This window comes from Streptomyces sp. NPDC021093, assembly GCF_044333135.1.
Classification (GTDB): Bacteria; Actinomycetota; Actinomycetes; order Streptomycetales; family Streptomycetaceae; genus Streptomyces.
Genome location: NZ_JBIRQJ010000010.1, coordinates 273,680 through 297,294, shown reverse-complemented (window position 1 = coordinate 297,294; position 23,615 = coordinate 273,680). Strand labels below are relative to the sequence as shown.

Below are 23,615 nucleotides of genomic sequence, written 5' to 3'. Positions count from 1 at the left end.
GGGTTGACTGTCCGATGGTGACTTTCGCGCAGGCGCAGGAGCGTGCGGACGAGTGGGTCAACGGGGACGTGCCCGCGTACCAGCACCGGGAGGTGCGGGTACGGGAGTTCGACCTCGGTTTCGTGGTGTGGGCCGAGGACCGGGAGAACGGCCCGGTCTCCGACGGCGGCCGGCAGCGGCTCGTCATCGCCCGCGACAGCGGAGAGGCCACGCTCTGGCCGGAGCTGCCGGTGGGCGAGGTGATCCGGCGGTACGAGGAGGAGTACGGGGCTCCGGCGGGCGAGCCGGAGGCACCTGCTCCGGAGCCACCGCAACGCGTTGACCTGCAACAGACGTCGTTCTTGCTGACGCCGCCCGAGTGGTTGCAGGAGGCGGCGGACAAGATGGGGATTCCGGACCGGAGGTCGGGGGCCGACTCGGGCTCGGGCGCCGGGTCCGGGTCCGGCGCCGCGTCCGGCAGCGGGTCAGGCAGCGGGTCCGGGTCGGATTCGGGGTCGGCTTCCGGTGCGCCGGGTTCCGGGGGGACGGCCTGGCTGGCTCCCGGGGCTGCGGATACCGGTTCCGCATCGAATTCCGGTTCGACTCCGGGACGGGCCCCGGCTTCCCCAGTCGCCTCAGCCTCGGCCTCGGCTTCGGCCTCGGGCGAGTACGAGCCGACGTCGTCCGACGGCGTGCCCGCCTCGTCGCCGGGGAACGCGCCCAGCGCCTCCCAGAGCGCGTCCGGCACGACCGGTGCGCCGCCCGCGGGCGCGACCCCGTGGGCCGGTACGGACACCAACTCCGACGCGGGCGGCATTCCGCTGCCCGCCACCATGTTCGCGCCGCCGCTCGTCGGGGCGGACGACGACGACACCCCGCAGCCCGGGATCGCCCCCGAGGCGAAGACCTCGCTGCTGCAGGGCGGCAGCCAGCTGCCGAGCACGGCCGTGGCACCCGCCGTGCCCGACCCGTCGGCCCCACGGCCGTTGCCGGGCGCCGAACAGGGCTCCGCTTCGGGCTCCGCTCCTGGTCCCGGTGGTCCCGGTTCCCCGCGCCGCCCCGGTCTGTCCGCCGGTGCCGAGGACATCGCCGACGCCGCGACCAGCAAGGCCACCCTGCCGCCCGGCGCCCGGCGCGGCGGGGGTTCGACGACCCCGCCGCCGCCCGGTGCGCCCGGCACTCCGGGGGCCCGGCCCGGCACGACGGCGCCGCCGTCGGCTCCCGGCGCCCCGGGTGCCCCCGGTGCCCCGGCCGGGGGTTACGTACCGACGGCGATGGTTCCGCACCTGGGTGCCGAGGGTGCACCGCAGCAGCCAGGTCCGCCCGGCCCTCCGAGTCCTCCCGGCCCGCCAGGACCTCCCGGTGCCACGCCGCCGCCCGGTGGTGGCGTCCACCACGCGGCCACGATGCTGGCCGACCCGAGCCAGGGCGGCCAGAACAGCCTGGGCACCATCCAGCCGCCCGGTCCCCCCGGCCCTCCCGGTGCTCCCCGTGCTCCCGGCGCTCCCGGCGCCCCGGGATCAACTCCGCCTCCGGGCGGAGGAGTTCACCATGCGGCGACCATGCTCGCGAGCCCGCCGCCCGGCGGCCCCGGAGCCCCGCAACCCCCCGGCCCCCCTGGCGCTCCCGGTGCCCCCGGTGCTCCCGGTGGCGGCGTCCACCAGGCCGCGACCATGCTCGCCGGCCCGCCGCCGGGCGGCCCCGGAGCTCCGCAGCCCCCCGGTCCGCCCGGTCCTCCCGGTGCCATGCCGCCGCCGCACGGGCACATGCCGCCCCCGCACATGCAGCAGCAGGCACCGCCGCCGAACATGCCGCCTCCGCATGCCCAGCACCAGGCCCCGCCGCACCAGGCCCCGCCCGCGTACGGCTATCCCCCGCAGCAGCCGTCCGGGCTGCCGACGGTCGGCCCCGGCTACCAGGCCGTGCTGCGCTACCGCGCGCAGGACGGTTCCGAGCAGCAGCTCATCCGCCGCTCGGCGCCCGGCACCCCGCACCCCGAGTGGCAGATGCTGCACGAGCTGCGCGCGATGCAGGTGCCGCCGCAGCAAGTCCTGGAACTCCACACGGAGTTGGCGTCCTGCGAGCTGCCCGGCGGCTACTGCGCGCGCATGATCCGCGAGACCTGGCCGCAGGTGCGGATCACCAGCGTCGCCCCGTACGGCACGGACCACGCGTCCCGCCAGCAGGGCATGCAGCACCTGCTCACCCACCAGGGCGAGCTGCACCAGGTCGCGGACGGTCCGGCGCGCCCCGCGCCCGTACGCGCTCCGCTGCCGCACCCGAGCCAGCTGATGCAGATCCCGCCGGTTCCGCCGGAGGGTGTGGCGCACGAGCTGGTCTCGGCGTTCGGCCCACAGGCGATCTTCCGGTTCGACCAGGGCGCGGTGTCGCGCCAGGGCGTGCCCGAGGTCGTGGCGATGACGCTGATGTGGGCCGGGCTGCCGGTCGACTTCGGCCCGTTCTTCTGGGCGCAGGCGGCGCCGGGCCAGCCGGTCCCGACGCTCGCCGAGCTGGCCCAGCAGCGCGGGGTGCAGCCGGCGTCCGACGCGGGCTCGTACCTCGTCATGGGCTCGGACTTCGGGCGGGCGATCTGCGTCCAGTACGGGACGGCGAACATCGTGGCCGTACCCGTGGAGGCGGGCCCCGGCGGTCAGCCGTCGCCGCCGCAGTTCGTGAACACGGGGCTGCCGGAGTTCGTCCGCTCCCTCGCCCTCCTCGGCCGGATGTGGCGGCTGCGCTTCGGCCTCAACCCGGAGCAGGCGGGCCGCTGGACCGTCGACTTCCAGGCCCAGCTGGCCGCGCTGGACCCGGCGGCGCTGGCGTCGCCGGAGAGCTGGTGGTCGGTGCTGCTGGAACAGATGTGGGACGGGCTCCTGTAGCCCTCGCGGTCCCTTGGCAGGCCGCGCAGTCCCTTGCAGGCCTCGCAGTACGGAGCCGGCGCACCGCGGTGTCGCCGGTGTCGGCCGGGGTGCCCGACCTGTTCGCAGGCCGGGCACCCCGGCCCTTCTGCGTCTCCGACCAGGGCGGCTACCGGGCGGAGTGTCGCTTTATGGACACTGGAGTCCGATCCATCAGGATCCGCCGGAGTTCTGTAAGGGGAAAACAGGGATGAGCACATCGACGTCACCCCACGGCCTCACCACGGTCTGGGGCCGCGGCTACCACCCCGAACAGGTGGACCGCAGGATCGCCGAACTGTCCTACGACCGCGACGGCGCGTTCGAGCGGGCGGCGCGGCTGGCGGCCCTCGCGAAGCAGCTGGAGGCTGACGCGGACACGCTGCGCGAGCAGGTCGCGCAGCTGGCACCGCAGACGTACGAATCGCTGACCGAGCGGGCACGGTCGCTGCTGGCCCTGGCGGAGGAGGAGTACGAGGAGCTGCGGTCGACGACGGCGGAGAACGCCGCCGCCCTCACCGAGGCCGCCGCTGCCGCCGCCCGCAAGGTGCGGGACGACGCACGGGCGGCGTCGGACGCGCTCCGGGCGGAGGCGGAGGAAGCCGCCCGCGGACTGCTGGAGGCGTCGCAGTCCGAGGGGGACGCCCTGCGGGCCGAGGCGGCCCGGGACGCGCAGGACCGGCACGCCGAGGCCCTGGCCGGCCTGACGGAGATGCGGCAGCGCACGGAGGCGCTCCTCGCCGCCCAGGAGAAGGAGCACGCCGAGCGCTGGGAGACGGCCGGCCGCGAACTCGCCGCCCGGGAAGCGGCGGCGGACGAACGCTTCGCCGCCCTGACGGCCCGCGCCGAGTCCGTACTCGCGAAGGCACAGCGCGCCCTCGCCGAAACGGAGGAGGAGGCCCGCCACGGCCAGGAGGACGCGGAGGCCCGGGGCGCGGAACTGATCGCGGCGGCCCGCATGCAGGAGGAACGCATCGTCCGGGAGACGGAGCGCGTGGTGCGGGAGCACGAGGAGGCCCAGGAGGAAGTGCACGCACACATGACGCACGTACGGAACAGCCTGGCGGCGTTGACGGGACGCGTGGAGGAGTAGGGACCGGGGCGTCCCGCGGGTGCCTGATCATCCACGTGACCAAAAGTGCTGATCCATACCGTCGCGTGGAAGGGGCTTGGTACGGCATAGTGTGTGGAGCCAATTTGGCGACCCAATGAAATGTCTGATTCGGTCGCCTTTATTCCCCCATGGTGTAATTGGCAGCACAGTGGCTTTTGGTGCCATATGTCCGGGTTCGAGTCCTGGTGGGGGAGCTGCACTTTTTGTCGGGTCCCGACCTCACCAGGTCGGGACCCGCCCTCGTTTCCCCCTCGTAACCCCCCGGTATCCTGCGGAGGACCACCCCCCGAAGAAGCCGAAGGGCACCACCGTGAGCGCCAATAGCCCGGCAGCCGTCGTCGTCCTCGCAGCGGGTGAGGGCACCCGCATGAAGTCGGCCACCCCGAAGGTCCTGCACGAGATCAGCGGGCGCTCGCTCGTCGGCCACGTCGTCACCGCAGCACGCGAGCTGGACCCCGCCGACCTCGTCGTCGTCGTCGGCCACGCCCGTGAGAAGGTCACCGCCCACCTCGGCGAGATCGACCCCGAGGCGCACACCGCCGTACAGGAGCAGCAGCTCGGTACGGGCCATGCCGTACGGATGGGCCTTGAGGCCCTCGGCGGCAGCCCGTCCGGGACGGTCGTCGTGGTCTGCGGCGACACCCCGCTGCTGACCGGCGACACCCTGACCGCCCTCGCCGCCACGCACACCGCCGACGGCAACGCCTGCACCGTGCTGACCGCCGAGGTCCCCGACTCGACCGGGTACGGGCGGATCGTGCGGGACGCCGCGACGGGCGCCGTCACCGCGATCGTCGAGCACAAGGACGCCAGCGACGCCCAGCGCGCGATCCGCGAGATCAACTCCGGTGTGTTCGCGTTCGACGGCGAGCTGCTGGCCGACGCGCTGGGCAAGGTGCGCACGGACAACAGCCAGGGCGAGGAGTACCTCACGGACGTCCTCGGCATCCTGCGCGAGGCCGGTCACCGGGTCGGGGCCTCCGTCGCCGCCGACCACCGCGAGATCCTCGGCATCAACAACCGCGTCCAGCTGGCCGAGGCCCGCCGGCTGCTCAACGCCCGCCTGCTGGAGCGGGCCATGCTCTCCGGCGTCAGCATCATCGACCCGCAGAGCACCTTCGTCGACGCGACGGTCACCTTCGGCCAGGACGCGATCGTGCACCCGGGCACCCAGCTGCTCGGCTCCACGCACATCGCCGCGGACGCCGAGGTCGGCCCGAACACCCGCCTGAAGGACACCACGGTCGGCATCGGCGCCCGCGTCGACAACACCGTGGCGGACGGCGCGGAGATCGGCGCCGCCGCCAACGTCGGCCCGTTCGCGTACCTGCGCCCCGGCACGAAGCTCGGTGTGAAGTCGAAGATCGGCGCGTACGTCGAGACGAAGAACGCGACGGTCGGCGAGGGCACGAAGGTTCCGCACCTGTCCTACGTCGGCGACGCGACGATCGGCGAGTACAGCAACATCGGTGCGGCGAGCGTCTTCGTGAACTACGACGGCCAGACCAAGCACCACACGACGATCGGCTCCCACTGCCGTACCGGTTCGGACAACATGTTTGTGGCGCCTGTCACGGTCGGGGACGGTGCCTACACCGCCGCCGGGTCGGTCATCACCAAGGACGTCCCTGCCGGTTCACTGGCCGTGGCCCGTGGCCAGCAGCGGAATATCGAGGGTTGGGTGGCCCGCAAGCGTCCGGGCAGCGCCGCCGCCCAGGCCGCTCAGGCCGCACCCCGGGCGACCGGTGGCGAAAGCTGACCGGAAACAGGTGCTCCGCGCACCGCGTACCGTGATAGATGCACACCATTTCGGCTGGCTCGCAGGCTGCGGCGGCCAGAAACACTCTGAGGAGACCGTGCTGTGACCGGGATCAAGACGACCGGCGAGAAGAAGATGATGCTCTTCTCCGGCCGCGCACACCCCGAGCTGGCCGAGGAGGTCGCACATCAGCTGGGTATCGGCGTCGTGCCGACGAAGGCCTTCGACTTCGCCAACGGTGAGATTTACGTCCGTTTCCAGGAGTCCGCTCGCGGCGCCGACTGCTTCCTGATGCAGAGCCACACGGCTCCCATCAACAAGTGGATCATGGAACAGCTCATCATGGTCGACGCGCTGAAGCGGGCCTCGGCCCGCTCCATCACGGTGATCGTGCCGTCGTACGGGTACGCCCGTCAGGACAAGAAGCACAAGGGCCGCGAGCCGATCTCGGCCCGCCTGGTCGCGGACCTGCTGTCGACCGCGGGTGCCGACCGCATCCTCACGGTGGACCTGCACACCGACCAGATCCAGGGCTTCTTCAACGGCCCGGTCGACCACCTCACCGCGCTGCCGGTCCTCGCGGACTACGTGGGCGCGAAGGTCGACCGCTCCAAGCTGACGATCGTCTCCCCGGACGCCGGCCGCGTGCGCGTCGCCGACCGCTGGTGCGACCGCCTGGACGCCCCGCTGGCGATCGTGCACAAGCGCCGTGACAAGGACGTCGCCAACCAGGTGACCGTCCACGAGGTCGTCGGTGAGGTCAAGGGCCGCGTCTGCGTCCTGGTCGACGACATGATCGACACGGGCGGCACGATCTGCGCCGCCGCCGACGCGCTCTTCGCGCACGGCGCGGAGGACGTCATCGTGACGGCCACGCACGGCATCCTGTCCGGCCCCGCGGCCGACCGCCTGAAGAACTCCAAGGTGAGCGAGTTCGTCTTCACGAACACGCTGCCGGACCCGTCCGACCTGGAGCTCGACAAGATCACGGTGCTGTCGATCGCCCCGTCGATCGCCCGCGCGGTGCGCGAGGTCTTCGAGGACGGTTCGGTGACGAGCCTCTTCGAGGAGCAGTCGTAGCAGGAAGTACGTAGCAGGAAGGGCCGCCCGGGACTCCCGGGCGGCCCTTCCGCGTACCGTGACCGGCCCTTCCGCCTGCCCGGCCGCGCGCCCGGCTCCGTACCGTACGAAGTGATCGGATTGGGCCGTGCGTGATAGTGCGGGTAGACTTCCCCGCGTTGCTCGGCGAGGGAGGACTCTCAGGTCCTCCGTTATCGACGCGCTCTTCGTAGCAGGCTCCGCAGCGGGCCGTTCGTGTGGCCGGGTGACGACCAACCCCGTTTCCATCACTTACGAGGAGTGCATCATGGCTGAGGTCAAGCTCACCGCCGAGGTCCGTACCGAGTTCGGCAAGGGCGCCGCCCGCCAGACCCGCCGCGCCAACAAGGTTCCGGCCGTCATCTACGGTCACGGTGCCGACACGGTCCACATCACGCTGCCGGGCCACGAGCTCATGATGGCGCTCAAGACCAGCAACGCCCTGCTGAACCTGGACATCGACGGCCGCAGCGAGCTCGTCATCCCCAAGGCCGTTCAGCGTGACGCCATCAAGCGCACCATCACCCACGTCGACCTGCTCGCGGTCAAGAAGGGCGAGAAGGTCACCGTCGAGGTCTCCGTGCTCTCCGAGGGCGACCTGGCGCCGGGCTCCAACCTGCTGGAGAACGTGCTGAACACCCTCTCGGTCGAGGCCGAGGCCACGCACATCCCCGAGTCCGTCACCGTCTCGGTGCAGGGCCTGGACGCCGGTGACTCGATCCTGGCGAAGGACGTCCCGCTGCCCGAGGGCACGACCCTGGTGACCGACGCGGACGCCGTCGTCATCCAGATCGTCTCCGCGCAGGCCGAGGAGCCGACCGCGGAAGCCGCCGAGACCACCGAGGCCTGAGCCTCGTAGCGACTCAAGCGGTGCCAGCCGCCGTTCCGTGCCGCAGGGCGCGGGGCGGCGGCTGCCGCATGTGTACGGGCTCGCAGGTATGAAGGAGCCGTACGGACTCGCAGGTATGAAGGAGCCATGCAGATGACGACGCCTCCCGCCGCCCCGGACCCGTCGGCCCCCTGGCTGGTCGTGGGCCTGGGCAACCCGGGCCCCGAGTACGCGGCGAACCGCCACAACGTGGGCTGGATGGTCGCGGACCTCCTCGCCTCGCGGATCGGCGGCAAGTTCAAGTCGCACAAGGCGCGTGCGCAGGTCCTTGAGGGCCGGATCGGCCCGCCGGGCCCGTACAACCGCCGGGTGGTGCTGGCGAAGCCGCTGTCGTACATGAACCTGTCGGGCGGCCCGGTGACGGCGCTGCGCGACTTCTACAAGGTGCCGACGGCGAACATCGTCGCGATCCACGACGAGCTGGACATCGACTACGGCGTGCTGCGCCTGAAGCTGGGCGGCGGCGACAACGGCCACAACGGTCTGAAGTCGATGACGAAGTCGATGGGCCCCGACTACCACCGGGTCCGCTTCGGCATCGGCCGCCCGCCGGGCCGGATGCAGGTGGCGGACTTCGTGCTGAAGGACTTCTCCGGTGCGGAGAAGAAGGAGCTGGACTACTTCGTGGACCGGGCGTCCGACGCGGTGGAGGCCCTGGTGATCGAGGGCCTTGAGCGGGCGCAGTCGACGTACAACTCCTGAGCGGATGTACGAGGAGGGCGCCGCCGGAATCCACCGGCGGCGCCCTCTTGCACATCAACTACCCGTGGGTCAGCCGGTGTTGCGCAGCCCCGCCGCCACACCGTTGACCGTCAGCAGCAGTGCGCGGGCGAGCAGCGGGTCGTTCTCCTCGCCGGCCGCGGCCGCGTCGCGCTGGCGCTTCAGGAGCGCCACCTGGAGGTAGGAGATCGGGTCCAGGTAGGCGTCGCGGATGGCGAAGGTCTGCTGGAGGACGGGGCTGCTGTCCAGCAGTTCGGTGCCGCCCGTGATGCGCAGGACTTCCTGCACGGTCAGCTCGTGCTCGGCCTCGATGGTGGCGAAGATGTGCTTGAGCTCGTCGGGCACGAGGGTGTCGACGTAGTGGCGGGCGATCCGCAGGTCGGTCTTCGCGAGCGTCATCTCCACGTTGGAGAGGAAGTTGCGGAAGAAGTGCCAGTGCTCGTGCATCTCCTCCAGGACGCTCTCCAGACCCGCCTCGCGCAGCGCCTTGAGGCCGGAGCCGACGCCGAACCAGCCGGGCACGATCTGCCGGGACTGGGTCCAGCCGAACACCCACGGGATGGCCCGCAGGCCGTCGAGGGAGACGCCCGAACCGGGGCGGCGGGAGGGCCGCGAGCCCAGGTGCAGGTCGGCGAGCTGGTCGACGGGGGTCGAGGCGAGGAAGTACGTCGGCAGGTCCGGGTTCTCGACGAGCCCCCGGTACGCGGTGTGGGCGGCCTCGGACACGGTGTCCATGGCCGCGTCCCAGCGCGCGAGCGCCTCGTCGGACTGACGGGGCGCGGTGTGCAGCGCGGACGCCTGGAGCGTGGCGGCCACCGTCAGTTCGAGGTTCTCCCTGGCCAGCGAGGGCACCAGGTACTTGTCCGAGATGACCTCGCCCTGCTCGGTCACCTTGATCTCGCCCTCCAGCGTGCCCCACGGCTGCGCGAGGATCGCGTCGTGCGAGGGGCCGCCGCCACGGCCGACGGTGCCGCCGCGGCCGTGGAAGAGCCGCAGCCGGACCCCGTACCGGTGGGCCACGTCGCGCAGCCGGCGCTGCGCCCGGTGGATCTCCCACTGGGAGGTCGTGATGCCGCCGAACTTCGACGAGTCGGAGTACCCGAGCATGACTTCCTGCACGTCCCCGCGGAGGGAGACCAGCCGCCGGTACGACGGGTCGGCCAGCATCTCGTCCAGGATCACGTCGGCCGCGCGCAGCTCGTCCGTGGTCTCCAGGAGCGGCACGATGCCGATCTTCGCCCAGCCCGCGTGCAGGTCGATCAGTCCGGCCTCGCGGGCCAGTACGGCGGCCGCGAAGACGTCGTCGGCGCCCTGGCACATGGAGATGATGTACGACTCGATGACCTCGGGCCCGAAGCGCTCCAGCGCCTCCTTGACCGTCAGGAACACCCCGAGGGTCTTCTCGCCCGCCGCGTCCAGCGGAGCCGGCACCGGCGCCAGCGGGCGCCGCGACCTGAGCTCCTTGGCGAGGAGCTTCTGCCGGTACTCGCGCGGCATGTCCGCGTACCGCCAGGACTCCTCGCCGAGCCGGTCGAAGAGGAGGCCGAGCGCGTGGTGGTGGGCGTCGGCGTGCTCGCGCACGTCCATGGTGGCGAGCTGGAGCCCGAAGGCGGCCAGCGTGCGGATCGTACGGTCCATGCGGCCGTCGGCGAAGAGTCCGCCGCGGTGCTCGCGCAGCGAGGTCTGGATCAGCGTGAGGTCGTCGATCAGCTGGCTCGTACCGAGGTAGTCGCAGCCGGGGCGGTGCGTGGTGCCGTGGGCGAGCCGCTCGCGGGTGTTGACGAGCTTCTGGCGGATGCAGGTGGCCTTGAGCCGGTAGGGCTCCTCGGCGTTCAGCCGCTTGTAGCGCGGGCTGATCTCGGGGAGGCGCTCCAGGTCGGCCTGGAGGGACTCAAGCAGCTCGTCGGTGGCACCTGTGTACCGGATGGAGTTCGACAGCTGTCCGCGCAGCTGGTCGACCAGTTCGAGCGCGTCCGTGATCCCGTGCTCGTGCTGGAGGATCAGTACGTCCCAGGTGACGGACGGGGTGACGTTCGGGTTGCCGTCCCGGTCGCCGCCGATCCAGGTGCCGAAGGTGAGCGGCCGGGTGCCGGGCGGGATCTCGACGCCGACCCGCTCCAGCTCGGCGGCGAGGTCCTCCAGGACGTCGCCCACGGCGTTCGCGTGCAGTTCGTCGAGGTAGTAGATGGCGTTGCGCGCCTCGTCCGCGGGTTCCGGACGTACGACGCGGAGCTCGTCGGTCTGCCAGATCAGGTCGATCGACTCGGCGAGGCGCAGGTCGTGGCGGCGCCGGTCGGACGCGATGACGGGCGTCTCCAGGAGCTCCGCGATGCGGCGCAGCTTGTTGAGCACGGAGCGCCGGGCGGCCTCCGTGGGGTGCGCCGTGAAGACCGGCCGTACGTTGAGGTTCTTGACGGTCTGCTTCAGGTGCTCGGGGTCGGCGTCCTTCAGCAGATCGGCGGTGCGGGCCAGCAGCCCGCCCTCGGCGGCCCGCAGCTCGCGCATCTCGCGACCGCGGTGCACCTGCTCGGTCACATTGGCGAGGTGGAAGTATGTGGAGAAGGCGCGCACGAGGCGTGCCGCGGTCTCCAGGTCGGTGTCGCCCAGCAGCTCCGCTGCCGCTTCGCCGTCGGTACGGGTGAGGGCCCGGACCCGTTCCACGAGCTCCAGGAGCTCGGGGCCCTCCTGCCGTACGAGCGTCTCGCCGAGGAGGTCGCCGAGACGGCGGATGTCGGCTCGCAGCTCGGGGCTGGTGTTGGGGGTCGTCTGGTCGGCACTGCTCACAGGTGCGGCTCCTTGCAGTGGGGGAACGCGTCAGGCAGGAACTCGGACCGCGCTGTCCGACACGGCCCAGGATATGTGCCCCCATATTCGGGTACTCGGCGGCCTCGTCGAGCGGGCCTCACCGCTGCCATACTTACGAAGCCGTAGGTTACGGAACCGTAGCCAGGCATCACCCGCATTCCCTCACCCCACAGGGGACCTCTATGACCATCAGCCCCGATCTACTCAAGGAAGCCCCGGACGCGTCCGGGGCTTCGGGATCGTCCGGATCGGCCGCCGTCCCGGCCGCCGACCGGACAGCCGCCCCGACTCCGCTCGCGACGCGCGGCGGCGAGTCGAAGCGCTCCATCGAACAGATCGCGCTGCTCCTGTTCATCACCGTCCCCTTCGTGGCCCTCCTCGCGGCGATCCCGCTCGCATGGGGCTGGGGGGTGAGCTGGCTCGACCTGGGCCTCCTGGTCTTCATGTACTACCTGGGCTGCCACGGCATCACGATCGGCTTCCACCGCTACTTCACGCACGGCTCCTTCAAGGCCAAGCGCCCGCTCCGCATCGCCCTCGCCATCATGGGCTCGATGGCGGTCGAGGGCCCCCTGGTCCGCTGGGTGGCCGACCACCGCAAGCACCACAAGTTCTCGGACGCGGAGGGCGACCCGCACTCCCCGTGGCGCTTCGGCGAGGACCTCCCCTCCCTGATGAAGGGCCTGTGGTGGGCCCACATCGGCTGGATGTTCGACGAGGAGCAGACGCCGCAGGACAAGTACGCCCCGGACCTGATCAAGGACCCGGCGATCCGCCGCATCTCGCGCGACTTCATCTACTGGACGATGCTGTCCCTTGCCGTCCCCCCGCTGGTCGGCGGCCTGGTAACGATGTCCTGGTGGGGCGCCTTCACGGCCTTCTTCTGGGGCTCCCTGGTCCGCGTGGCGCTCCTCCACCACGTCACCTGGTCCATCAACTCCATCTGCCATGCCGTGGGCAAGCGACCGTTCAAGTCGCGCGACCGGTCAGGCAATGTGTGGTGGTTGGCGGTCCTCTCCTGTGGCGAGTCCTGGCACAACCTGCACCACGCGGACCCGACGAGCGCCCGGCACGGCGTGATGAAGGGCCAGGTCGACTCCTCGGCCCGGCTGATCCGCTGGTTCGAGCAGGCGGGCTGGGCGTACGACGTGCGCTGGCCGACGGCATCCCGCCTGGCCTCCCGCCGCAAGACCGACGAAGAATCCCCAAATAAGACCGAAGCGACAGAAACGGCATGATGGAGCCTGTGGCGACCGACGGCAGCAGCACCGGCAGTACGAACCCGAGCACGAGCGGCGACAAGCCCCGCACCGCGACGCGGCGGACCCGCCGCGTCCGGATGACCGGCGCGGAACGCCGCGAGCAGCTGCTGGACATCGGCCGCACGCTCTTCGCGGAGAAGGGCTTCGAGGGCACGTCCGTGGAGGAGATCGCGGCGAAGGCCGGCGTCTCCAAGCCCGTCGTGTACGAGCACTTCGGCGGCAAGGAGGGCCTGTACGCGGTGGTCGTCGACCGCGAGATGCGCTCCCTCCTCGACATGGTCACGGGCGCCCTGACCGCCGGCCACCCCCGCGAACTCCTCGAACAGGCCGCGTTCGCGCTGCTCGACTACATCGAGACGTACACGGACGGCTTCCGCATCCTGGTCCGCGACTCCCCGGTCGCCCAGTCGACGGGCACCTTCGCCTCGCTCATCTCCGACATCGCCACCCAGGTCGAGGACATCCTCGGCCTGGAGTTCAAGGCCCGCGGCTTCGACCCCAAGCTGGCCCCGCTGTACGCGCAGGCCCTCGTCGGCATGGTGGCGCTGACCGGCCAGTGGTGGCTCGACGTCCGCAAGCCCAAGAAGGCCGAAGTCGCCGCCCACCTGGTGAACCTCTCCTGGCACGGCCTGGAGAACCTGGAGGCGAAGCCACGGCTGATAGGGCACCGGAAGAGCTGAGACCTTGAGCGGTCGGCAGTGCACGGACCAGGTACACGGACCTTGAGCGGTCGGCAGGACGCAGACCTTGAGCAGTACGCAGTGGGCCGCCCCCGGCACGTGCCGGGGGCGGCCCACTGCGTACGTACGTGCTTCAGACCCCGGTGATGGCGTCCCCGATGACGAAGCCCTCGGCGGCCGTGCCGTCCGGGAGCTTGGCGTCCTTGCCGTACGGGACGCGGTGCTCGTCGGTGTAGACGGCCTTGGCGGGGTCGGGCGAGGTCAGTACCACGACCGCCCCGTCCCCTTCGAAGTCGTCCACGAGGACGTACACCGGAATCCCGGCACGGGCGTACTCGCGGCGCTTGCGGATGCGGTCGCGCCGGGTGCTGCGGTGGCCGGGCGAGACGACCTCGACGATCATCCCGACGCCGTGGGCGGCGACCCCGAACCCGTCCTCGTCGGGAATCTCCTCAAGGTCGAGGGGGGCGACGAAGAGGTCCGGGATCCAGGACTTGCGCCGGTGGATGACGTTGCCGCCCTGGTGGACCCCGACATCGGAGCCCGCGATGTGTGCCTCCAGCGCACGGCGGACCCGTCCGACCAATACGGCGTGACGACGGCGGCCAGTGGGTGACACCTCGATGGCCCCCTCGATGATCTCGGCCCGGTAGCCCTCGGGAAGGTCCATGGCCTTCCACGCCTCCCACAGGACTTCGTCCAGGTCGGGATCGGGGTTGTCGATCACAGCCGGGGGCACCTCGTGTGCGAGTGCGGTCATCGTGCAGCACCTCTCCCTCGGGGTGGGCGCGGGCGCCACTGCGGCACAAGCGACACCGGCAGGCTAGAACCGCAAAGCTCACGCCCGGGTGGAACGGCCGTCCGTCACGCGGACGAGTGACGGGTCCGGGTACGCGGCAGTACCGCCGCCACCCACACCAGCCAGATCAGCCCACCGAAGCGGACCACCGGCAGGGCGAACCCGAAGGGGTCGGCGAGCAGGCTGAGCGTGGCGAGCAGGCCGGCAGCTGCCAGCACACATCCCACCCGAGCAAGCGGCTTCGGCAGCAGCCCCGCCCGCAGTCCGGTGACCGCGACCCCCGCGACGAGCAGCCCGAAGGCCACCGCGTACGTCACTCCCCCGGTCAGGAACGACAGATCGGCGACCGCCCGCGCCAACGCCGGCGCGGCATCGTCCGCCAGCCGCTCCCCCGTCCATGCGAAGAGCGCGCTGAGCGTGAGGGCGAGGGAGGCCATGACCCCGCCCACCAGGGTGAGGGCGGAGCCTGGCGCGGTGATCCCGAGCGCCCGCAGCCGCCGGTACAGAACGCCCGCGAGCACGGCCAGCGGCACGGCGGAGGCCAGCAGCAGGAACGCCCCGATCCGGATCGTCGTCCCGTTCCCCTGCGTGTACGCGAGGACGTCGGCGCCGGTGGCGGTGGGCTGCGGGGTGGAGCTGTTGAGGACGACGTACGCGATCGTCAGGACGGCGAAGGAGAGGACGGGCAGGAGCAGGGGCGGGCCCGCTTGCGGGTGTCGGGTGCGGGCGGAGTCGGGCACGGTTGCGGTGCCGGTGGCACCAATGGCGCTGGTGGTGGTCAAGGTGACTCCTCGGTCGGGACGCACACCCGGAGGCCGGAGGGGCCTCCGCCGTGGTGCGCGGTCACCGGTACGACGGGGTGCCCGGCCCCGGATGTGACATCGCCGCCTCAGCCCCGGGTCGCACCACCGGCCGCGACGCTCTCCCTACCGGCCGAGCACACCCGCAAGGTGATAGTCCAGAACTCCCTTGGCGGCAGCGTGAGTTCGCATGCCGAGGGCCACGTCCACACCCAGCCCCGTGGCCACGGCCCAGCAGATGTCGGCATCGGTCCGAGGATCTCCCGCGACCTCGACCCCCCGCTCTGCCCGCGCCCCGACGATCAGCCCCGCCGTGAAGTCCAGCAGTTCGCCGTCGCTCGGGCCCAGCACGCCCGCCATCTCCGGGTCCGAGATCGCCCGCCCGAGCACGGCCACGGAAAGCTGCAGCAGCCGCACCCCTTCCTCATCCCGCATGAGCATCGCGTACAGGCATTCGCGGAGCATGACCTCGGCGCCGGGCGGGTCCTCCCCCTCCCGCTCCGCCACCGCCTTGATCGATGCCTCGATACGGGCGTTGAGCGCGGCCACGGCCCGCTTGACCGCGTCCCGCACGAGCTCTTCCCGCGACGAGTGGTAGTGCTGCACCTGCCCCATCGAGACGCCCGCCTCGGCGGCGACCTTCCGCAGCGTGACGCCTTCGAGCCCGTCCCTGAGGGTCAGCGCCCAGACGGCTTCGGCGAGCCGCTGCTTGCGGTCCTCGTGGTCCACGACCTTCGGCATGCGTGCGCCACCCTTCCCACTTCCCCGCGTTTTCCCATGCGATCGCATTGCATCCGCCCCGCCCACTCAATACAATGCGAGTGCATTGTATTAGCTCACGTCCCGCACGGCGAAAGGCAGCCCCCATGAAGTTCGACGTCCTCCAGATCCTCGGCGCGGTCCTTGTGGTGATCGGTGGCCAGGGCGCGATCCGCCTGCTGATCGACCACGACAACACGGGCCTGCTCGGCGGCCTGGGCGCCCCGTTCACGGTCACGCTCATCACGTACCTCACAGCCGTACTCTTCGGCGTGATCCTGGCGGGCTGGGCCCACGACCGCGCGAAGGCACTCGGCCGCCGGAAGTGAAGTAGCGAACCGGACCCGCGTCGTGAACCGCCGACGGGTGTGGAGGTAGGGCTCTTCCACCCGGGCCACGCCCCGGGGTTCACCGACCCTGGAGCCAGCGCTGTGCCGTCTCGACGCTGTCCCCACCACTGGTGTTGAACGCGATGGCAGCCTGGGGTGCATAGCGGCGGATCAGGTTCACGATCTGCTCGAAGAGCGGAAGCAGCTGCTCCGTCTTGCGGATCCCGGCACCGACAACCACCACGTCCCAGGCACGCTCGGCCAGCGACGCGACGAGCGTGGGCTCGGCCGACTCACCGAACGCGACCAGGGCCATGGCCGCTTCCATGTCGTACTCCGCGAACCGGGCCAACTCCTCGTCCAGGGCCGCACGAAGGCCCTCCGCGTCGACGCCGGGTATTGCCTGCGGGTCATAACCAACAACAAGTACGGAAGGCATGCAGCCAACCTACTCACGCCTCCCCGAGCATGATCCACCGGAGGGACCCTCGCTCGCTCAGTCCGCGCACGGAACCGGGTGCGTGGCGCCGCGAGGAGGGGACTGTGCGTGAGAAGGAGCGATGATGGCTCATTCGCACGCACAGTCCCCCCTGCGCGCGCGGAGATATGCGCCTCAGACGGTGTGCGGCCCCAGCCGGTCGGCTTCACGCCTCCAGGGAGTCCAGGGGCTCCAGGAACTCCAGCCTGTTCCCCACCGGATCCGTCGAGTAGAAGCGCTTGTGCCCCGGCAGGTTCTCGTCCCGGACGACCTCCGCGCCGTGCGAGGCCAGCCGCGCTCCGTACGCCTCGATCCCCACGACCCGTATCCCCGGATGCGCCTTCCTCGCCGGACGGAAGTCCTCCTCGATGCCCAGGTGGAGCTGGACCCCGCCCGCCTCGAACCAGCAGCCTCCCCGCGCCGCCAGCACCGGCGGCTTCGGGATCTCCCGCATGCCGAGGACGGTGACGTAGTACGTGCGGAGGTCGGGCTCCGAGCCGGGCGGGGCCGCGAGCTGGACGTGGTCGAGGGCGGCGATCACCGCCGGACCCCCACGGCAAAGATGCGGCGGAAGGGGAAGACCGTTCCGTCGGGACCCGGCGGGTAGGCCTCCCGGAGGGCCGTCGCGTACTCGGCCGTGAAGTCCGCCACCGCCTCCTCGTCGTCGGCCAGGGCCGTCAGGACCGGGCGCAGAGCCGTGCCCTTGACCCAGTCCAGGACCGGGTCGTCGCCGGTGAGGAGCTGCAGGTAGGTGGTCTCCCAGACGTCCGCCTCGCAGCCCAGGGAGGTGAGGAGCGAGAGGTAGTCGACAGGGGCGAGAACCGCCGCCGCGCGTTCGCCCACGCCCGACAGCCGGCTCCGCCACCTCGCCGACTCCCGCAGCTCCGCCAGGATCGTGTGGCTCGGGGCGTCGAAGTTGCCCGGGACCTGGAAGGCGAACGTCCCGCCGGGGGTGAGGGCGTCCAGCCAGGCGGGGATCAGCGAGGCGTGGTCCGGGACCCACTGGAGGAGCGCGTTGGAGACGATCAGGTCGTACGAGGCGGGGGCCGGGGCCCACGTCGACGCCTCCGCGTACGCGAAGTCGAGGCTCGGCGTCGCGTACTGGCGCGCCTTCGCCAGCATCTCGCGGGAGTTGTCGTAGCCCGTGATGCGCGCTTCGGGCCAGCGCGCGGCAAGGAGCGTCGTCACGTTGCCCGCGCCGCAGCCCAGGTCGGCGATCCGGGCAGGGGGTGAAACGGGCGCGACGCGGGACAGGAGGTCCACGAAGGGGCGGGTGCGGTGGCCCTCGTGGCGGAGGTACTGGGACGGGTCCCAGAGGGGGCGTGGGGAGGTCGTCATGGGGTTCAGGCTCCCCCTGGAAGTATCTTGATGTCAAGAGACTTGAGGTGAAGAGACTTCATGTCGACAGACGCCCTACACTGATCGCCATGGAGGACGAGGTCGACCGGCTGGTCGCAGCATGGCGCCGAGAGCGCCCGGACCTCGACGTGGAGCCCCTTGAGGTGCTCAGTCGAGTGTCCAGGCTGGCGCGCCATCTCGACCGCGCGCGCAGGCTCGCGTTCTCCGAGCACAGTCTGGAGCCCTGGGAGTTCGACGTACTGACGTCGCTCCGGCGGGCCGGGGATCCGTACCAGCTCTCCCCCGGGCAGCTGCTGACGCAGACGCTCGTGACGTCCGGGACGATGACGAACCGGATCGACAGGCTCGCCAAGAAGGGCCTCGTCGAGCGGCTGCCGGACCCCAATGACCGGCGCGGGGTGCTCGTCCGGCTGACGGACGAGGGGCGCGACCGCGCCGATCAGGCGCTCGCGGGCCTGCTGGAGCAGGAGCGGGCGATCCTCGGTGAGCTGTCGCGGGCACAGCGCGGCGAACTAGCCGGGCTGCTACGCCAGTTGACCGCCCCGTTCGACAACGTCCCCGGCAGTTAGGTCGGCCGGGCCGACCCCCGCCCGGCGGGCCAGGGCGACCGCGGCGAGGGTCGAGTGGACGCCCAGTTTGCCCAGCACGTTCTGCATGTGGGTGCGGACCGTGTGCGGGGACAGGAAGAGGCGTTCGGCGACGGCCTTCCGGCCGAGTCCTGCGACCATGCAGCGCAGCACCTCGCGCTCGCGCGGGGTCAGGGACTCCACCAGCCGCTCGCTCTCGGTGCGGTGCTTGCGGGCCGCGGTCAGCTCGCGGAGCACACCGGTGAGGAGTGCGGGCGGGAGGTGCGTCTCGTCGCGCAGTACGCCCCGGATGACGGCCAGCAGGCGCTGCAGCGAGCAGTCCTTGGCCACCCAGCCGGAGGCGCCCGCCTGGAGTGCGAGGGCGGCCCTGCGCGGGTCGTCCTTCTCCGCGAGCACGACCGTACGGACGCTGGGCTGGCCGGTGCGCACCCCTGCGACGAGGGAGATCCCGTCGACCAGGCCGTCCTGTTCCGCCCCGTTGTCCGGGACGGCGACCGCGTGCGGGTGCGGGGCGCCTCCGCCCGGCGCGAGCGCCGTGCCGAGGTCCGCGTCGATGAGCATCACGTCGAACTTGCGGCCTTCCGCCGCTCCCCGCTCCAGACACCGCAGCGCGGCGGGGCCGCTGCCCGCGGCCGCCACGTCGACGTCAGGCTCCGCCGCGAGGGCGGCTGCGAGCGACTCGGCGAAGATTCGGTGATCGTCGACCACCAGGACCCGGATACGAACCACTGCCTCTGACACCCCCATGGGTCGGAGGGCGGACCTGCGCGGACACGACTCCCGGGGCCGGGCGGAACCGTCGGTGCGCACGGCCGCCGCCGTGTGCCGATCAATGCCAACCGATCAGTGCCAACCGATCGCTACCGGCCGATCGATGACGGCCGATCCTTACCCCTGCCCCGGGCGCCGTAGTCCGACTGTCTCGCCCCCTGATCAGCACCGGCCCCCACCGGTGCTCAAGCCTCAGAGTACGGGCGGGGGCGGTGATCGGAAGGGTATTTGCAGAACTGTTTGGCCTCGGGGTCCGACGTGTGCTTACTGTGTCGCGTTGTGGCGGAAGGCGAGAGGGAATGAGCAGTTCCTGTCATTGCCGGAGGCCCGGCGGAGGTCCGGCGGAGGTCCACCGAAGCCCCGTCGGCCTCCTGCAACTGCCTTGCAATTGCGGGTAGTTCAGGACAGTCGGCGCGCACCCGCCGCCGGTGTGACCGGGAAGACGCGCGGGCTCCGGTGACCGGCCGCCTCGAACGCCTCCTCGATCGCCCGCACCAGCTCCACCACCGCCGACTCCTCCACCAGGACGATCGCGGAGCCCCCGAAGCCGCCGCCGGTCATCCGGGCGCCGTACGCCCCCGCCGCGTTCGCCGCCTCGACGGCGAGGTCGAGTTCCGGACAGGAGATGCGCAGGTCGTCCCGGAGGGAGGCGTGCCCCTCGTTGAGCACGCGGCCGATGGCACGGGTGTCGCCCGCGTCCAGGTGGGCGATCACCTGCGCGACGCGGTGGTTGTCGGTGAGGACGTGCCGGACGTAGCGCCGGACGCGCTCGTCGTCCAACTCGCCGAGTGCCGCGTCCAGTTGTCCGTACGGTACGTCGCGCAGGTGCGTGACCCCGAGGAGGCGCGCGCCCTCTTCGCAGCCCGCGCGGCGTTCCGCGTACGCCCCGTCGCCGAGGGCGTGCTGGACGCGGGTGTCGACAACGACGAGCGCGAGGCCCTGCGCGGCGAGGTCGAAGGGGACCTGACGGCGGGCGAGGTCACGGGTGTCGAGGTGGAGGGCGTGCCCCGGCTCGCAGCAGGCGGACGCCGTCTGGTCCATGATGCCGCAGGGGACGCCGACGAAGGCGTTCTCGGCGCGCTGGCAGAGGAGCGCCAACTCCGGTCGGGAGAGAGGGAGTTGGTGGAGGTCGGCGAGGGCGAGGCCCAGGGAGACCTCCAGGGCCGCCGAGGAGGAGAGGCCCGCACCGGTGGGGACGGTGGAGCGCAGGTGCACGTCCGCGCCGCCGGCCACTCCCTCGTGTCCCGCCTCGCGCAGCGCCCAGACGACGCCTGCGAGGTAGGTCCACCAACCGCCGTTGGAGGAGAGGGGCTTGAGGTCGTCGACGTGGATCTCGGTGACGCCCTCCTCGTTGTCGCCGGAGTGCAGGCGCAGCAATCCGTCGGCGCGGCGGGCCACCGCGACCCGTGCGGTGTGCGGGAGGGCGAGCGGCATCACGAAGCCGTCATTGAAGTCGGTGTACTCGCCGATGAGGTTGACCCGGCCGGGGGCGGCCCACACACCCTCGGGCTCCGTACCGTACAACTCCCGGAATTCGACTATGACTTGCTGCTCGTCACCCATTGTCGTCACTCCCCCTCGCGCCGTACGGACTCGACCCGCGCGAAGCGCCACGCGTCGCGGATGATGTCGGCCAGGTCCGTGCGCGACGGGGTCCAGCCCAGTTCGGTGCGGGCCCGGTCCGCCGAGGCGACCAGGATCGCGGGGTCGCCCGCGCGGCGGGCGGCGACGACCTCGGGGATCGCGTGCCCGGTGACCTTGCGGACGGTTTCGATCACTTCGCGGACGGAGAAGCCGTTGCCGTTGCCGAGGTTGCAGATGCGGTGCGTGCCGGGCTCGGCTGCGGCGACGGCGAGGAGGTGGGCCTCGGCGAGGTCGGCGACGTGGATGTAGTCGCGGACACAGGTGCCGTCGGGGGTCGGGTAGTCGTCGCCGTAGACCGCGATCGACTCGCGGCGGCCCTGGGCCACCTGGAGGACGAGCGGGACGAGGTGCGACTCCGGGTCGTGGCGTTCGCCGCAACCGCCGTACGCACCCGCCACGTTGAAGTAGCGGAGCGAGACCGCCGCCAGGCCGTGGGCGGTGCACTCGCCGCTGATCATGTGGTCGACGGCGAGCTTGGAGGCACCGTACGGGCTGGTGGGCGCGGTCGGCAGGTCCTCGGTGATGGGGGTGACGGCGGGTTCGCCGTACGTCGCCGCCGTGGAGGAGAAGACGAGGCGGCGCACGCCCGCGGCGCGCATCGCGGCGAGCAGGTCCATGGTGCCGCCGACGTTGTTGCGCCAGTACTTCTCGGGGTCGGCGACGGACTCGCCGACCTGCGAGGACGCGGCGAAGTGGAGGACTCCGTCGTACGTCCCGTCCAGATGGCGCGCCGCGTCCTGGATGCGCCCCTCGATGAAGGAGGCGCCCGCAGGGACGCCTTCGCGGAAGCCGGTGGAGAGGTCGTCGAGGACGGTCACCTCGTGACCGGCTTCCAGCAGGTGCGCCGCGACGACGCTGCCGACGTAACCCGCGCCGCCCGTAACCAAGTACTTCACTTCTCGCTCGCTACCTCTCGGAGTCGGGTGGCCGCGGCCTCCGGCGACACGTCGTTGACGAACGCGCCCATGCCGGACTCGGAGCCCGCGAGGACCTTCAGCTTGCCGGACGTGCGGCGGACGGTGAACAGCTCCAGGTGCAGGGCGAAGTCCTCGCGCAGCGGGTGCCTGAAGGGCGCCTGGTGCCAGGCCGAGATGTACGGGGTGGGGGGCTGGTCCGGGCCGAAGATGCGGTCGAAGCGGCGCAGCAACTCCAGGTACACGGAGGGGAATTCGGCGCGAGCTCCGTCGTCCAGGGCGCGCAGGTCGGGGACCCGGCGGGTGGGGTAGAGGTGCACCTCGTACGGCCAGTGCGCGGCGTACGGGACGAAGGCGGTCCAGTGTTCACCCGCAAGGACGACCCGGGAGCCGTCGCTGCGTTCACGTGCCACGACCTCGTCGAAGAGGTTCGTCGCGCCCCCGGTGCGGGCGGCGTGTGCTTCGAGGGAGCGGAGCATCAGGTTCGTACGGGGGGTGACGTACGGATAGCCGTAGATCTGCCCGTGCGGGTGGCCGAGGGTGACGCCGATCTCGGCGCCCCGGTTCTCGAAACAGAACACCTGCTCCACGGCCGGGAGTTGGGCCATTTCCGCCGTCCGGTCGGTCCACGCTTCGAGGACCAGGGCGGCCTGCTCCTCGGTGAGGTCGGCGAACGAGGCCTCGTGGTCGGAGGTGAAGCAGACCACCTCGCAGCGGCCCGAGTCCCCGGCGAGGGACGGGAACCGGTTCTCGAAGACGGCCACGTCGTAGTCGGCGGCCGGGATCTCGCTCTCGTGTCCCGCACGGGACGGGCAGAGCGGACACGCGTCGGCGGGCGGCAGGTAGGTGCGCTCCTGGCGGTGCGAGGCGATGGCCACCGAGTCGCCGAGCAGCACGTCGTGGCGGATCTCGGACGCGGTGGCGACCGGGGTGAGCGGGCGCAGGTCGACCACGTCCCGGACCCGGTCGTCCGCCGCGTCGAAGTAGAGGAGTTCACGACCGTCGGCGAGCCGGGTCGATGTCTTCTTCACAGTCACCTCACGCACGCACACCTGCCAACAGAATCGAACATAAGAAACCACGGCACAACAGCGGCGTCAATGGCGGGCGGTGTGCGGCACCGCTGCGACAGGGCCGGGGGCGGGGGGATTCGCGCGGGCACCTCGTGGCCGGGCGCGCCCGCGCGGCGGAGCCGCACGTCTCGTACGACCCGCGCCCCTCACTGCTCCTGCGGCGGGGCCACCGTCGCGCGGTCGAGGAGGCCCGTGCGGGCCGCGAGGGCCGCCGCCTCCAGCCGGGAGCCGACGCCCAGCTTCATCAGGACGCGCTGGACGTGGGTGCGCGCGGTACTGGGCGCGATGCCCATGCCGGCCGCGATGAGCCGGGTGTCCTCGCCGTCCGCGACCCGGACCAGGACCTCGACCTCGCGCGGGGTCAGCAGGTGCAGCAGCCGCTGGCCCTCGTCGTCGGGCTGGGCGGCCGGGTTGAGGAGTTCCGCGAAGGCGCCCTGGAGGAGCAGCGGCGCCACCGCCGCCTCCCCGGCGCGCGCCTTCACCATGGCGCGCTCGACGCCCTCTATGCGCTCGTCGTGCCGTACGTAACCGGCCGCTCCGGCCGCGAAGGCGGCGGCGATGCCGCGCGGGCTGGGAACGGGGCCCAGGACGACGACCGCCACCTGGGGCCGCTCGCGCTTGATCCGTACGATCGGGTCGAAGGTGCCCGGCAGCGCAGGGGTCGCCGTGCCGAACAGACAGACCTCCGGCGCCCGGCTGACCACCAGTTCGGCCGCGCCCGCGGTGGGCGCGGCGGCGGCGAGCACCCGGTGCCCGCGGAGCTTGAGCGCCGAGGCGAGTGCCTCGGCGAGCAGGCGGTGGTCGTCGACCACCATGAGCCGCACGCCCATCGGAAAACCCCCACATTCCCCCAGGACCAGGCCCCCCGGCCTCCTGACCCGGCAAGCTACACGCTTGTT

The 23,615-nt window shown here is 71.5% G+C and carries 22 protein-coding genes and 1 tRNA gene; 11 read left to right on the top strand and 12 right to left on the bottom strand.

Going from position 1 to position 23,615, the window contains the following annotated elements; translation table 11 throughout:
• Positions 1-14 precede the first annotated feature (14 nt).
• The 7 genes from ACH4SP_RS30760 to pth all read left to right on the top strand — a co-directional run bounded on the left by ACH4SP_RS30760 (position 15) and on the right by pth (position 8,438).
• Entirely contained in the window at positions 15-2,858 is a 2,844-nt protein-coding gene (locus ACH4SP_RS30760) for an SUKH-4 family immunity protein (protein WP_398419593.1), read from the top strand.
• A gap of 229 nt (positions 2,859-3,087) precedes the next feature.
• Complete coding sequence (locus ACH4SP_RS30755; protein ID WP_398419591.1) at positions 3,088-3,969, top strand: cellulose-binding protein; 882 nt, start codon at positions 3,088-3,090, stop codon at positions 3,967-3,969.
• Positions 3,970-4,112: 143 nt separating this feature from the next.
• A tRNA-Gln gene (locus ACH4SP_RS30750) sits at positions 4,113-4,184 on the top strand.
• A 116-nt stretch (positions 4,185-4,300) separates the two neighbouring features.
• Entirely contained in the window at positions 4,301-5,749 is a 1,449-nt protein-coding gene (glmU, locus tag ACH4SP_RS30745) for a bifunctional UDP-N-acetylglucosamine diphosphorylase/glucosamine-1-phosphate N-acetyltransferase GlmU (RefSeq protein ID WP_398419589.1), read from the top strand.
• A 102-nt stretch (positions 5,750-5,851) separates the two neighbouring features.
• A complete protein-coding gene (locus ACH4SP_RS30740; protein WP_398419587.1) occupies positions 5,852-6,829 on the top strand; it encodes a ribose-phosphate diphosphokinase in 978 nt (325 codons plus the stop codon).
• Positions 6,830-7,115: 286 nt separating this feature from the next.
• Positions 7,116-7,697 carry a 50S ribosomal protein L25/general stress protein Ctc gene (locus ACH4SP_RS30735; protein WP_398419585.1) on the top strand — a complete coding sequence of 194 codons (582 nt, stop codon included), beginning with the start codon at positions 7,116-7,118 and terminating at the stop codon, positions 7,695-7,697.
• A 132-nt stretch (positions 7,698-7,829) separates the two neighbouring features.
• Positions 7,830-8,438: an aminoacyl-tRNA hydrolase gene (pth, locus tag ACH4SP_RS30730; RefSeq protein WP_398419583.1), complete on the top strand. Its 609-nt coding sequence runs from the start codon at positions 7,830-7,832 to the stop codon at positions 8,436-8,438.
• A 69-nt stretch (positions 8,439-8,507) separates the two neighbouring features.
• Here the strand turns inward: pth and ppc are convergent, their stop codons facing one another.
• Positions 8,508-11,240: a phosphoenolpyruvate carboxylase gene (gene ppc, locus ACH4SP_RS30725; RefSeq protein WP_398419581.1), complete on the bottom strand. Its 2,733-nt coding sequence runs from the start codon at positions 11,238-11,240 to the stop codon at positions 8,508-8,510.
• Between the two features lie 203 nt (positions 11,241-11,443).
• Here ppc and ACH4SP_RS30720 point away from each other — a divergent pair, with 203 nt between their 5' ends.
• On the top strand, positions 11,444-12,499 hold the full coding sequence (locus ACH4SP_RS30720; protein ID WP_398419580.1) for an acyl-CoA desaturase: 1,056 nt from the start codon (positions 11,444-11,446) through the stop codon (positions 12,497-12,499).
• Positions 12,496-13,203, top strand: a complete 708-nt coding sequence (locus ACH4SP_RS30715) for a TetR family transcriptional regulator (protein ID WP_398419578.1) — start codon at positions 12,496-12,498, stop codon at positions 13,201-13,203. Before ACH4SP_RS30720 ends, ACH4SP_RS30715 begins: the two co-directional genes overlap by 4 nt.
• A gap of 133 nt (positions 13,204-13,336) precedes the next feature.
• On the opposite strand, the gene ACH4SP_RS30710 is transcribed toward ACH4SP_RS30715, so the two are convergent.
• The 3 genes from ACH4SP_RS30710 to ACH4SP_RS30700 all read right to left on the bottom strand — a co-directional run bounded on the left by ACH4SP_RS30710 (position 13,337) and on the right by ACH4SP_RS30700 (position 15,543).
• A complete protein-coding gene (locus ACH4SP_RS30710; RefSeq protein WP_398419576.1) occupies positions 13,337-13,963 on the bottom strand; it encodes a Uma2 family endonuclease in 627 nt (208 codons plus the stop codon).
• A gap of 104 nt (positions 13,964-14,067) precedes the next feature.
• Positions 14,068-14,784: a DUF4386 domain-containing protein gene (locus ACH4SP_RS30705; protein ID WP_398419574.1), complete on the bottom strand. Its 717-nt coding sequence runs from the start codon at positions 14,782-14,784 to the stop codon at positions 14,068-14,070.
• Positions 14,785-14,928: 144 nt separating this feature from the next.
• Entirely contained in the window at positions 14,929-15,543 is a 615-nt protein-coding gene (locus tag ACH4SP_RS30700) for a TetR/AcrR family transcriptional regulator (RefSeq protein WP_398419573.1), read from the bottom strand.
• Between the two features lie 125 nt (positions 15,544-15,668).
• On the opposite strand from ACH4SP_RS30700, the gene ACH4SP_RS30695 reads away from it, so the two are divergent.
• Complete coding sequence (locus ACH4SP_RS30695; RefSeq protein ID WP_398419571.1) at positions 15,669-15,890, top strand: hypothetical protein; 222 nt, start codon at positions 15,669-15,671, stop codon at positions 15,888-15,890.
• 79 nt (positions 15,891-15,969) lie between these two features.
• Here ACH4SP_RS30695 and ACH4SP_RS30690 read toward each other — a convergent pair whose 3' ends face one another.
• From ACH4SP_RS30690 to ACH4SP_RS30680, 3 genes are all read right to left on the bottom strand, one after another.
• Positions 15,970-16,329: a hypothetical protein gene (locus ACH4SP_RS30690; protein WP_398419569.1), complete on the bottom strand. Its 360-nt coding sequence runs from the start codon at positions 16,327-16,329 to the stop codon at positions 15,970-15,972.
• Between the two features lie 205 nt (positions 16,330-16,534).
• The gene (locus tag ACH4SP_RS30685; RefSeq protein ID WP_398419567.1) at positions 16,535-16,909 is read right to left on the bottom strand and encodes a glyoxalase; all 375 of its coding nucleotides are present in this window, start codon (positions 16,907-16,909) and stop codon (positions 16,535-16,537) included.
• On the bottom strand, positions 16,906-17,706 hold the full coding sequence (locus ACH4SP_RS30680; protein WP_398419566.1) for a trans-aconitate 2-methyltransferase: 801 nt from the start codon (positions 17,704-17,706) through the stop codon (positions 16,906-16,908). Before ACH4SP_RS30680 ends, ACH4SP_RS30685 begins: the two co-directional genes overlap by 4 nt.
• Before the next feature lie 89 nt (positions 17,707-17,795).
• Here ACH4SP_RS30680 and tamR point away from each other — a divergent pair, with 89 nt between their 5' ends.
• A complete protein-coding gene (gene tamR, locus ACH4SP_RS30675) occupies positions 17,796-18,296 on the top strand; it encodes a MarR family transcriptional regulator TamR (protein ID WP_398419564.1) in 501 nt (166 codons plus the stop codon).
• On the opposite strand, the gene ACH4SP_RS30670 is transcribed toward tamR, so the two are convergent.
• The 5 genes from ACH4SP_RS30670 to ACH4SP_RS30650 all read right to left on the bottom strand — a co-directional run bounded on the left by ACH4SP_RS30670 (position 18,252) and on the right by ACH4SP_RS30650 (position 23,546).
• Entirely contained in the window at positions 18,252-19,061 is an 810-nt protein-coding gene (locus ACH4SP_RS30670) for a LuxR C-terminal-related transcriptional regulator (RefSeq protein WP_398419562.1), read from the bottom strand. The two genes, tamR and ACH4SP_RS30670, sit on opposite strands and share 45 nt — an antisense overlap.
• A gap of 423 nt (positions 19,062-19,484) precedes the next feature.
• Positions 19,485-20,648, bottom strand: a complete 1,164-nt coding sequence (gene galK, locus ACH4SP_RS30665) for a galactokinase (protein WP_398419560.1) — start codon at positions 20,646-20,648, stop codon at positions 19,485-19,487.
• A gap of 5 nt (positions 20,649-20,653) precedes the next feature.
• Positions 20,654-21,625: a UDP-glucose 4-epimerase GalE gene (galE, locus tag ACH4SP_RS30660; RefSeq protein ID WP_398419559.1), complete on the bottom strand. Its 972-nt coding sequence runs from the start codon at positions 21,623-21,625 to the stop codon at positions 20,654-20,656.
• Positions 21,622-22,674 (bottom strand): galactose-1-phosphate uridylyltransferase, encoded by a 1,053-nt coding sequence (gene galT / locus ACH4SP_RS30655; RefSeq protein ID WP_398419558.1) that lies wholly within the window; start codon positions 22,672-22,674, stop codon positions 21,622-21,624. Before galT ends, galE begins: the two co-directional genes overlap by 4 nt.
• Positions 22,675-22,862: 188 nt before the next feature.
• On the bottom strand, positions 22,863-23,546 hold the full coding sequence (locus ACH4SP_RS30650; RefSeq protein WP_398419556.1) for a LuxR C-terminal-related transcriptional regulator: 684 nt from the start codon (positions 23,544-23,546) through the stop codon (positions 22,863-22,865).
• Positions 23,547-23,615: the final 69 nt, after the last annotated feature.

What these genes read in the sequence shown, in the direction of transcription:
- ACH4SP_RS30760 (WP_398419593.1), top strand. Translation starts at nt 15, where the DNA reads ATGGTGACTTTCGCGCAGGCGCAGGAGCGTGCGGACGAGTGGGTCAAC.
- ACH4SP_RS30755 (WP_398419591.1), top strand. Translation starts at nt 3,088, where the DNA reads ATGAGCACATCGACGTCACCCCACGGCCTCACCACGGTCTGGGGCCGC.
- ACH4SP_RS30735 (WP_398419585.1), top strand. Translation starts at nt 7,116, where the DNA reads ATGGCTGAGGTCAAGCTCACCGCCGAGGTCCGTACCGAGTTCGGCAAG.
- pth (WP_398419583.1), top strand. Translation starts at nt 7,830, where the DNA reads ATGACGACGCCTCCCGCCGCCCCGGACCCGTCGGCCCCCTGGCTGGTC.
- ACH4SP_RS30720 (WP_398419580.1), top strand. Translation starts at nt 11,444, where the DNA reads ATGACCATCAGCCCCGATCTACTCAAGGAAGCCCCGGACGCGTCCGGG.
- ACH4SP_RS30715 (WP_398419578.1), top strand. Translation starts at nt 12,496, where the DNA reads ATGATGGAGCCTGTGGCGACCGACGGCAGCAGCACCGGCAGTACGAAC.
- ACH4SP_RS30710 (WP_398419576.1), bottom strand. Translation starts at nt 13,963, where the DNA reads ATGACCGCACTCGCACACGAGGTGCCCCCGGCTGTGATCGACAACCCC.
- ACH4SP_RS30700 (WP_398419573.1), bottom strand. Translation starts at nt 15,543, where the DNA reads ATGCCGAAGGTCGTGGACCACGAGGACCGCAAGCAGCGGCTCGCCGAA.
- ACH4SP_RS30695 (WP_398419571.1), top strand. Translation starts at nt 15,669, where the DNA reads ATGAAGTTCGACGTCCTCCAGATCCTCGGCGCGGTCCTTGTGGTGATC.
- ACH4SP_RS30690 (WP_398419569.1), bottom strand. Translation starts at nt 16,329, where the DNA reads ATGCCTTCCGTACTTGTTGTTGGTTATGACCCGCAGGCAATACCCGGC.
- ACH4SP_RS30680 (WP_398419566.1), bottom strand. Translation starts at nt 17,706, where the DNA reads ATGACGACCTCCCCACGCCCCCTCTGGGACCCGTCCCAGTACCTCCGC.
- tamR (WP_398419564.1), top strand. Translation starts at nt 17,796, where the DNA reads ATGGAGGACGAGGTCGACCGGCTGGTCGCAGCATGGCGCCGAGAGCGC.
- ACH4SP_RS30670 (WP_398419562.1), bottom strand. Translation starts at nt 19,061, where the DNA reads ATGGGGGTGTCAGAGGCAGTGGTTCGTATCCGGGTCCTGGTGGTCGAC.
- galK (WP_398419560.1), bottom strand. Translation starts at nt 20,648, where the DNA reads ATGGGTGACGAGCAGCAAGTCATAGTCGAATTCCGGGAGTTGTACGGT.
- ACH4SP_RS30650 (WP_398419556.1), bottom strand. Translation starts at nt 23,546, where the DNA reads ATGGGCGTGCGGCTCATGGTGGTCGACGACCACCGCCTGCTCGCCGAG.